Raw genomic sequence first — 9,390 nt, 5'->3', positions numbered from 1 at the left:
CCTGCCCCTGGCCAGAACACCGGCGCGAACGCCGCCGGGGCGTGCAGCCACACCGCAGCCTGCTCCGCGAAGCGTTCACTCTCGCCGGCGACCTCCAGATCGCCGACGGCCGCCTGCACGTCACCCTCAACCCCGCCTCAGCACCCCGACGCACCCGTGCACTCGCTGCGCTGTGCGAGCAGCTCAACGACACCGAAACCGTCTACCCCGGCACCGACCTCGTGCTCCGCTACACCGTCAAGGACGTCCCCGACGTTGCGTGAACTTCCACACGGCACCAGTCCTGGAATCCGTCGCAGGGCAGTCTCCGGCGGGGCTTCCTCGCCGCTCTCCCAGCGCCCCGGCAGGGTGCGGTCCACTTCGAAGTAGGCCGCAAGTTTGGACTTGGAGCCCACGGCGCGCATGGCCGCCTGGATCCGGTCACTCAGCAGCGGGTCGATGGCTGGGGCCACGGTACGCCCGTGGTGTGCGGCTTCGCGTGCAACGTCAGTGTTGCGCAAGGCCGGCATAGCCGGGGCTCGTGCCTGGCGGGCCAACGACGGTGCGCAAGGTGCTGCTGCACGAAGCTGATGTCTGGAGGCTTCCCTCGACCGGGGAGTGAGATCCACCGCGACCCATCAGGCACTCCCCCTGGCTCTCGCAGCCGACCGCGCCGAGGGCATCCACGCGGACGGTGAGCTCGGGCCGGCGCGCAGGTGCAGGGGCGTACCCTGGAGGTTGCACAGCGCACAGCGCGACGCCGTTTCTTCGGTGCCCGCACGGACCTGCCGAGGGACGAGCAAGGGCTCGCACCGTGGCCACCACCTGGGGAAGGCAGACGCATGGCATCGTCCGCTCCCAGCGTGGCGACCGTGCCACCAGTTCCCAGCGCATTCGGTCTGAGCATCTCATGCTGGTGCGCGCGGCTCGCCCTCGTCAGCATCACCTTGATGCTGGCCCTTCCGGTGCTGCCGACTGGGCGGACCGGGTTCCTCGTGGACGGCACGATGCCCGCCGGATCGGCGATCGTGCTCGGATTCCTGGCTACGGCGGTACTCGTCGCGCTGCGCGGCCGCACCCGGCTTGCGCGAACGACGACTTTGGTGGGCATCCTGTCCGGTGCCGTGCTGATGCTGGGGTCCGGCCTCACGCTCACCGGTGTGGGAGGTGGTGCCCTCGGGGACGCTCCCGCCGCTGGTTGGCCGGCAGCCGGGCATGCCGCGACGGTCCACGTTCTGCTCGGCGTGGCGCTGCTCGCGACGTTGCTGCGGTCACCCTGGTTGGTGGTACCGCGGCTCTTTGGGCTGGCCACGGGTGTCCTCGCACCGTTGGCTTCCCTGACCGTCCACGCCTTCGCTGACCAGGGGGACGCACTGCTCAAGGGTGTTGCTCCCGTGACCGTCGCGGCCGCGACCCTGCTCACCACGTTCGCCATCGCCGGACTCGGACACGACCGGTGGCCGATCCGGGCTCTGGTCCGGCATCCATCCGATCGAACTCAGGTCGGTCGCTTGCTGCCGTTCGTCCTGGTTGTTCCGTTCGTGGCTCCGTTGGCGGTGGCTCTAGCGCGAGCCCTGGGGCTGGGAGAGCGACCGACGATCGTCCTGGCAACGCTGCTGCCGATGCTGGGACTGGTCGGGCTCTCGACGATCACGTTTCTGGGCCACCATCGCCTGAAGGGAGAGATCGAGACTCGGGACCAGCAACTGCTGACCATCCTCGACGGGCTGCCCCTCGCTGTGATGCTGCGCGCGCCGGACGGCACCCTGCTACACGCCAACCCGGGTGCGGAAGCGTTCGTCGCACGCCTGGGGGTCGGAGTCGACGCGATCCACGGGAGTGCGAGTGACCTCATGGCCCACGTCGAGGTGGTCGACGAGGACGAGCGCCCCTACGACCGCGAGCGGCTTCCCGTCGTCTCCGCGATCCGAGACGGCCGGAGCCATGATGCGACGGTCGGCCATGGCCTTCCCGAGGGGGGCTACGCCTGGTACAGCGTACGAGCGGCGCCGACACCTCTGGCCGACGGCTCGACGGGCACGATCGTGACGCTGGATGACATCACCGAACAGCAGGACGCCCGTCTACGCATCACGGTCGCCGAGCGGTCGTCGCGTCTGACGTTCGAGCATGCCCCGATCGGGGTCGCGGTCCTCGCGCCGAGCGGCGAGCTCCTGCGCGCCAACTCCGCACTCTGCGATCTGCTCGGGTATCCCGACCACGAGCACCTCGTGACTGCGGGGATCGGCGCCGCGCTCCTCGCTGAGGATCACGAGGACCCCTCGAGGGACCTGCTCGCTGGCCTGCCGGACGGTCGCGCACGGGTCCGCGTCGAACGCCAGCTGCCACACCACGACGGACACCGGCTCCCGACCGAACTGTCGATCGCCCTCGTCCGCGACGATCAGGACCGACCTCTTCACCTGATCATCCAGGTCGTTGACCTCAGCGAGCGCCGCGAACTCGAGGCCGAGCTACGCGCCGCCGCCTCCCACGATCCCCTCACGGGGCTGGTCAACCGTCGGGCGCTCGCTGAGCGGTTGCAGGTCGCGCAGGCTCGTCGGGAACGCGACGGCACCGACATCAGGCTGCTGTTCATCGATCTGGACCGGTTCAAGACGATCAACGACAGCTACGGGCACGAGACCGGCGACCGTCTCCTGATGGAGATGGGTCGCGGTTTGCTCACGGCGACTCGGCGGAGCGACACCGTCTGCCGTATGGGCGGCGACGAGTTCGTCATCCTGTGCACCCCGATCGACGGCACGGCCGGGCTGCAGGACGTGCTCGACCGCGTGGAGGTGATCCAACCGGCAGTCGAGGTTGCCGGTTCGTTGGTGACCGTCGGCCACAGCGTCGGCGCAGTTCTCATCGGCCCCGACGAGGACCTCGACGCGGCACTGCACCGTGCCGATGCTGAGATGTATGTTCGTAAGCGTGCCTCCGATGACCCCGTGCTCGAGATCGTGCCCTAGGAACACGACTGACATCCCCGCAAGGACCGGGATCAACGTCGGTCGGTTCCCAGTGCGAACCTTGGCCTGTGAGCCGCGGTAGCCCACTGCGCATAGCCCTGACTGTCGGTGCACCGACTCCCACCGCCAGCGCGATCAGCACGCCATCGGCGGCACGTCGAACCGCGACCACTCCCCGTTGGTACGTGCCACCTCAGCGAACGCTGCGGCTGCCCGCCCGCTGTTATCTAGCTCAAGCAGACGACCCCGGTTCGCTTCCCGCGACGCCCAAGGCCGTGGCTGTCGGCGTCGCCTGCCTCGTGGGCGCCCTCGTTCGTTGGTGAGCAGGGATGCTCAGCCGCGGGCCGGCCCCAGCTGGGAATGACAATCGCGACGATCACATGGACGACAGCTGGCAACCGTGCCACCGATGCGGCTGTGGCGGGTGCTGCCGGATGGTGCTATCCCCAGTCGATCGGGTTTGCGCTTACGGGTGCTGCGGACGATCCGGCGTGGCCGGTCGTTGCGTGAGCTGGCGGAGACGGACCGACTGACGGGGCTGGCGAACCGGCACGAGATCGAGGAGCAGTTCGCCACCTTTGCCGGCGCTTGGGAAGTAAGCGGGGTGGAGGGTCGTAGGAGCGGCACAGGGGCCCTGCGAGGCTGAGGAATATCTACACCCTCTCCTCGAACAGGACCCCTGTGGAAACCGATGGGTGCGCCACGAGGCGCTATGCAACCGAGAGCGGATGGAAGGTCCGCTCCGCGGGTCTGTCGCAGCAGACCAGTGAAGCTGGAGGCAGCCCGAACCTGGAGACGCAGGCAAGGTAGGAGCAGCCTCGACAACGGCGGGACGGGCTGGCACTGCCAGATGGCCCGGGTCCGTCAAGCGAGACGAGAAGGTGGAACGCAAGTGAATCAGTGTTGACGCCCCGAACATCTCGCGGTCAGCGATTACACGAGAAGGCACCGACTTCGAAGACGCGTGGCCGTTGATCGCCGGCACCGACAACCCTCCGATCTCACCCTCGTAGGTACGTCATGCCGCTAACAGGCAGATGACTGACCTGGCGCGGTATCCGTCCTCCCGCGGGACCCGCCCCGTCAGCTATGGGCGGTGCCCGCATGACGACCACCCGCCCGCAGTCACGGTGATGTGTGCCGGGGTTCACGTCGGTAGCTCGCCGGCTTCGAGGTCTGCGATCAGGTCCAGGAGTCCGGCGGCTTCCCAGGAACGGTTGCGTCGGCCGCCGGCGACGGGCTTGAGCACGCCGGCGTCGGCGAGTTGGTCGAGTGCGTTGTGGACGGCTGCCTTCGCGCGTCCGGTGACCGCTCCGGCGATCGGGGCGGTTATGACGGGGTGGGCGGGGAGCAGGTCGATCATCGCCCAGGCTGCGGCGTCTGCCCGTGGGTCGGACGCGACATGCAGCAGGTCTCGCCACCGTTCGGTCAGCTGAGCGACCTCGTCGACGTAGGAGGCGGCAAGGTCGGTTGCCTGGACGGTTGCGGTCGCGAACGTTTCGATCCAGCCGTCTACCTCGCCGTTTCGGTAGGCGGTCAGCCCGTCGATGTAGCGGTCGCGGTCGCGCGCGAACACGACGCTGATGGGTGGGACGAACACCTCGGCGAGGCCGCGCCGCCGGAGCACGACGTGGATCAGGGTTCGGCCAGTCCGGCCGTTGCCGTCATCGAACGGGTGGATGGTCTCGAACTGCGCATGGACCAGCGCGGCCTGGACGAGCGGCGGCAGCGATTCGTCCGCCATCGCGTCACATAGATCAGCGAGCAGGGGCTCGACGTGCTCGGGCGGCGGCGGGACGAAGTCGGCACCGCACGGGTTGTGGTCGTTGCCGCCGATCCAGTTCGGGACCTTCCGGATCCGTCCGGCGACGCGCGCGTTGGGTGCGGCTGTCATCAGTTGCCGGTGGATCGCCACGATCTGATCGCGGCCGAACGGCTCGGCACTGGTGGCTTCATCGATCGCGAGCTCCATCGCGTCGACGTTCGCCAGCACCTCGGCGGTGGTCGCGTTGAGCTTCCCACCGGTGTCGGCTCGTGCCTCACCGCGCGCGAGGTCACGAGCGTCGACCTGCAGGCCCTCGACCTTCGACGACGCGATCGACTCGGTCCGCAGCAACAGCCGGGCAAGCGGCCCCAGGGCCGCGGTCGAAGCGGTCCCGAGCCGTTGCAGGCGACGCTCCGCGTCGGAGACGACCCCGATAGTCGACGTTGTGAGCGTCGGCTCGAAGTCCGCCAGGGGGTCGGGCAGGAACGTGTCGTAGTTGCAGGCCCGGCGGAAGCGGGCGGGCGCATACAGGGTCGGGTCGTACTCCCACGTCCGTCGCTCGTAGCGCCCACGCATCCTGAACCTCCCGACTCCGTTGGTTCACTTTATCTCACAACCTGAACTAAGCATGTCGGGTGGTTCAGCTTTCCCCACGTGGCCGGGCGACTCGTCGGCGTCCCTGCCACACGGTTCACCGAGCCGGCTGGATCAGATGATGCATTGGTGTGTCTCCGATCATGGTGCCGCCTGCGTCAGCGGTGACAACATGATGATCTGCAATAGCTCCGGATCGCAGGCGAACCTGAACCGGGTGGCGTGCGTTCCACTAGGGCAAGGCGCCAGTCAGAGATGGGCGAGGAGTCGGGATGCGGCCATGACCGGACGGGGACAGCAGGTGGACGAGCAGCTCGCCTTCTGCGAGGCCGAGAATCCGCAGCTCACCGGCCTGCTGACCCTCCTGACCGGCGACCGCCACATCGCGGAGGAGCTCGCCCAAGAGGCGCTGGAACGCGCCTGCGCCAACTGGCCGCGGGTACGCACCATGCACGACCGCCGAACCTGACTGCGCTGGGTCGCGCTCAACCTCGCCACCTCCCGCTACCGCCGCCGACGCGCGGAGTGGCGTGCCAACCGGCGGCACGGCGAACCGGACACACGCATCGAGGAGACCGCCGTCTCCCTGGCGGTACGAGACGCCGTCGCAGCGCTGCCTCCGCGCCAACGCACGGTCATTGCGCTGCGCTTCTTCGTCGGCCTCGACGTCGCCCAGACCGCCACCGAGATGGGCTGCGCTCATGGCATCGTCAAGTCGCTCACCAGCAAGGCAATGACCCGACTCCGCGACCAGTTGCCGCATCGCGGCCTGGAGCATCGGCCAAACCAACGAGCCCGAACTCCTGACCGCCATCGAACACGCCAGCGAGTGAGGTGCTGGAACTATCGGTCGTCACAGCATCGATGAGCGGCCTGCAGAGTACGTCTGCCCGCAGCGTGCGCTCACCGGCCCTGGAACGAGCGCTGCAACGCTGCTGACACGAGGTCTGACACGAGGTCTGACACGAGGTCTGACACGACCAGCGTGGTCAGCCGGCTCGTGACAAGACCCGGCCAGCGTGCACCTGGCGTGAACCCGTCGTGCGCCTGGAGCATCGCTGTCACAATCCGCGTCCTCGCGGGGGAGTCCTTTAGTGACCGCCGATCGACGGCGGCGCTCAGGAGGCTCCGATGAGTACCGACCCGACCCCGTTGACCGACCCCCGTCAGACCCGCATCCCGATCGGCGGTGCCTCGCTGCTGCCACCGACGCTGCCGCCGGCCCGCGCCGGTCGGCTGCGCGGCATCGGACGACGCCAGACCTACGAAGGCATCCACCGGGGCGAGATCCGGGCGATCCGGATCGGACGGCGACTGCTCGTACCGACCAGCTGGCTCCTGGAGCAGCTCGGCCTCCCCGCCGAGCAGTTCATCAGCGTCGAAGACAGGCCGCCGAGCTGACGGTTATCCACACGTCCGACCGCATCGGTGTCGCCTTGGCACGGCGGCGCACCGATGCTGTCGGACTGGACGGTCGAGTACCGGGCGGGGAGGGCGAGGGTGCGAGGCAGCGTCTACGCGTACACCACCAAGCGCGGGGAGCGGCGGTGGCGGGTGGTGTTCGACGCGCTGCCCGACCCGTTGACGGGCGAGCGGCGCCAGACGAGCAAGCGCGGGTTCGCCACCAAGGCCGCTGCGGAGGCGTTCCTGCGGCGGTCGCTCGAGAAGGTGACGGCCGGGACCTACACCCAGCCGTCACGGGTCACGCTGGCCGAATACCTCGCCCAGTGGCTGGACGGGCTGCGTAAGAAGCCGACCACGATGGCCGACTACCGCCAGTCCGCCCGCGTCTACATCGGCCCCCGCATCGGCGGCGTGCCCCTGCAGTCGCTCACCCCCGAGCATCTCGACCGGCTGTACCGCGAGCTCGAGACCCAGGGCAAGCGTGCCGGGCGGTGCGCGACGGCAGGGGTCACCTGCCGCGAGCACGGCTGCTCACCGGACCGACACGGCGGGCTCGCACCCAAGACCGTCCGCAACGTCCACGGCATGCTCCACCGTGCCTTGCAGGAGGCCGCCGAACGAGGTCACGTCCCACGCAACGTCGCATCGCTCGCCCATCCGCCGACCGCGAAGCAGGCCCGCTCCCACAACACCCGCGACAAGTCCTGGGACGCGACCACGCTCGCGCGCTTCCTCACCCACGTTCGCGACGACCGCCTCCACGCGGCGTGGCGGCTCGCCGGCACCACCGGCGCACGCCGGGGTGAGATCCTCGGGATGCGGTGGAACGACGTTGGCCTCGATGCCGGAACCGTCACCTTCGGCCGGCAGACGGTGACCGTCGTGACCGGGCAGCTGATCTGGCAGCAGAACGGCAAGACCGACGCCGCCACCCGCACCGTCGCGCTCGACGACCAGACCCTCACCGTGCTCGCCGACCATCGCCGCCAGCAGCACAACGAACGGCAGCGTGCCGGACCCGCCTGGATCGACGATCCGCACGGCCCGCTCGTCCTCACCGACCCGCTCGGTCGACCGCTGCGCCCCGACAGCTTCTACCGCACCTTCGTCCGGCTCACCCGGGAGATCGGCGCCCCGCCGCTCGACGTCCACGGCCTCCGCCACACCTACGCGACCGCACCGGTCTTCGCGCCCCGGTCTCACCCGAAGTGCTCGCCCAACGGCTCGGCCATTCCGACGTCAGCATCACCCTCAGCCTCTACGCCCACGTCCGACCCAGCGACGACCGATCCGCGGCAGCCCTCGTCGCGACCGCGATCGACGAGGAGCTCGTACGCGGTGTCGCCACATAGATGCCAAGGCCCCCTCGCGGATCGCTCGGCACTGACGTCGAAGATGCCCGGATGAGTCTCAAGCCGGGCGTGTGCCCCCGGCAGAGTCGCTCGCCCCACTGTCGGCCGCGATCTACGGTGCTGCGGGGACACGGGAGCGACGATGGCGACACAGGGGTTCGAGGAGCGGGTGCGGACCACCTACTTCGACGCGCTTCGGCGCCGCCAGGCCTTGCATGGCGAGGTCCTGCCCGTCGAGGTTGCTCGAGAGCCGGTCGTCGTCGATGGCCAGATCGTCAAGCCCTTCTCACACGCCAGTGGCATCCACAAGCCAGAGCAGCTCGACGCTGCGCTTGGCATCACCACGACACCACCGAAGGTCCGGACCCCGCCGCCCTACGACGACCGCTTCGGCGACGACGGCATGTTCCGGTACCACTACCGGACGCCGCATAAGGCGACGGCCCGGGCTCGGGCAACCGCCGCCGCCGACAACGAGGCCGTCCGTGTCGCGTACCGCCGGCGACTGCCGCTCGTCTACTGGTTCGGCGTGGTCCCGAACCTCTACCGGCCCTTCTACCCCGTCTACGTGTTCGGGGACGATCCGACGGCACAGGAGTTCAGCCTCGACCTCACGGAACTCGGTGCACGCCACCTCGATGACCTGGCGGCCGACGAGGTCTCTCGGCAGTACCGCGCCCAGATCGTGCAGGCGCGAATGCATCAGGCCCGCTTCCGCGAGGCGGCCCTGCGTGCTTACCGGAGCTGCTGCGCCATCTGCAGCCTACGACGCAGGGAGCTCGTCGAGGCGGCCCACATAGTGGGGGATGCCGACGGCGGCGCTCCGGTCGTGACCAACGGGCTGGTGCTGTGCAAGCTTCACCACGCGGCGTTCGACCGGCACATCCTCGGGATCCGCCCCGACCTGCACGTCGTCGTTCGCCATGACATCCTGGCTGAGATCGATGGGCCCATGCTGCTCCATGGCCTGCAGGGGTTCCACGATCAGAAGTTGCGGATCATCCCGACACGCCGCACCGACCGACCGGGCCCCGACGAGCTCGAGCGGCGCTGGGAACGGTTCCGCTCCGCCGGGTAACAAACGGAGCCGGCGTCGCGCTTGTTGTCATCGTGGTGTCACGGGGCGGCGAAGCGGCCGGGCGACAACCGGCCCGCAAGCAGGATGTTGTCAATCCGTTGTCACCGGCATGCGAAACGCCCCCGCGGTGAGCGGGGGCGCTCGGGTGATTCTGCCGTCTGCTGGGTGCCAGACCCCGCTGCGCATTTGTGGGCGGAGGGGGACTTGAACCCCCATGTCCTTACGGACACACGGACCTGAACC

8 protein-coding genes are annotated in these 9,390 nt (G+C 68.9%); 7 read left to right on the top strand and 1 reads right to left on the bottom strand.

Going from position 1 to position 9,390, the window contains the following annotated elements; translation table 11 throughout:
• Both WEB03_RS17090 and WEB03_RS17085 read left to right on the top strand, forming a co-directional pair.
• On the top strand, positions 1-263 hold a 263-nt coding region (locus WEB03_RS17090; protein WP_368072128.1), incomplete at its 5' end, for a putative transposase.
• A 666-nt stretch (positions 264-929) separates the two neighbouring features.
• A complete protein-coding gene (locus WEB03_RS17085; RefSeq protein ID WP_368072127.1) occupies positions 930-2,954 on the top strand; it encodes a diguanylate cyclase in 2,025 nt (674 codons plus the stop codon).
• A 1,147-nt stretch (positions 2,955-4,101) separates the two neighbouring features.
• Here WEB03_RS17085 and WEB03_RS17080 read toward each other — a convergent pair.
• Positions 4,102-5,295, bottom strand: a complete 1,194-nt coding sequence (locus WEB03_RS17080) for a Fic family protein (RefSeq protein WP_368072126.1) — start codon at positions 5,293-5,295, stop codon at positions 4,102-4,104.
• Positions 5,296-5,593: 298 nt separating this feature from the next.
• Here WEB03_RS17080 and WEB03_RS17075 point away from each other — a divergent pair, with 298 nt between their 5' ends.
• The 5 genes from WEB03_RS17075 to WEB03_RS17055 all read left to right on the top strand — a co-directional run bounded on the left by WEB03_RS17075 (position 5,594) and on the right by WEB03_RS17055 (position 9,147).
• Entirely contained in the window at positions 5,594-5,782 is a 189-nt protein-coding gene (locus WEB03_RS17075) for a hypothetical protein (RefSeq protein ID WP_368072125.1), read from the top strand.
• Positions 5,783-6,181 carry an RNA polymerase sigma factor gene (locus tag WEB03_RS17070; RefSeq protein ID WP_368072129.1) on the top strand — a complete coding sequence of 133 codons (399 nt, stop codon included), beginning with the start codon at positions 5,783-5,785 and terminating at the stop codon, positions 6,179-6,181.
• A gap of 263 nt (positions 6,182-6,444) precedes the next feature.
• Positions 6,445-6,714, top strand: coding sequence for a hypothetical protein (locus WEB03_RS17065; protein WP_368072124.1), 270 nt, complete (start codon positions 6,445-6,447; stop codon positions 6,712-6,714).
• Positions 6,715-6,813: 99 nt separating this feature from the next.
• The gene (locus WEB03_RS17060; protein ID WP_368072123.1) at positions 6,814-8,124 is read left to right on the top strand and encodes a tyrosine-type recombinase/integrase; all 1,311 of its coding nucleotides are present in this window, start codon (positions 6,814-6,816) and stop codon (positions 8,122-8,124) included.
• 87 nt (positions 8,125-8,211) lie between these two features.
• Positions 8,212-9,147, top strand: a complete 936-nt coding sequence (locus WEB03_RS17055; protein ID WP_368072122.1) for an HNH endonuclease — start codon at positions 8,212-8,214, stop codon at positions 9,145-9,147.
• Positions 9,148-9,390: the final 243 nt, after the last annotated feature.

This window comes from Nitriliruptor sp. (assembly GCF_040882075.1).
Taxonomy (GTDB): Bacteria; Actinomycetota; Nitriliruptoria; order Nitriliruptorales; family Nitriliruptoraceae; genus Nitriliruptor.
Note: the sequence above shows the minus strand (reverse complement) of the source record. Positions and strands in the feature narration are given on the sequence as shown.

Bases quoted from the DNA above. Each gene is read 5' to 3' on its own strand.
- WEB03_RS17085 (WP_368072127.1), top strand. From the start codon at position 930: ATGCTGGCCCTTCCGGTGCTGCCGACTGGGCGGACCGGGTTCCTCGTG.
- WEB03_RS17080 (WP_368072126.1), bottom strand. From the start codon at position 5,295: ATGCGTGGGCGCTACGAGCGACGGACGTGGGAGTACGACCCGACCCTG.
- WEB03_RS17075 (WP_368072125.1), top strand. From the start codon at position 5,594: ATGACCGGACGGGGACAGCAGGTGGACGAGCAGCTCGCCTTCTGCGAG.
- WEB03_RS17065 (WP_368072124.1), top strand. From the start codon at position 6,445: ATGAGTACCGACCCGACCCCGTTGACCGACCCCCGTCAGACCCGCATC.
- WEB03_RS17055 (WP_368072122.1), top strand. From the start codon at position 8,212: ATGGCGACACAGGGGTTCGAGGAGCGGGTGCGGACCACCTACTTCGAC.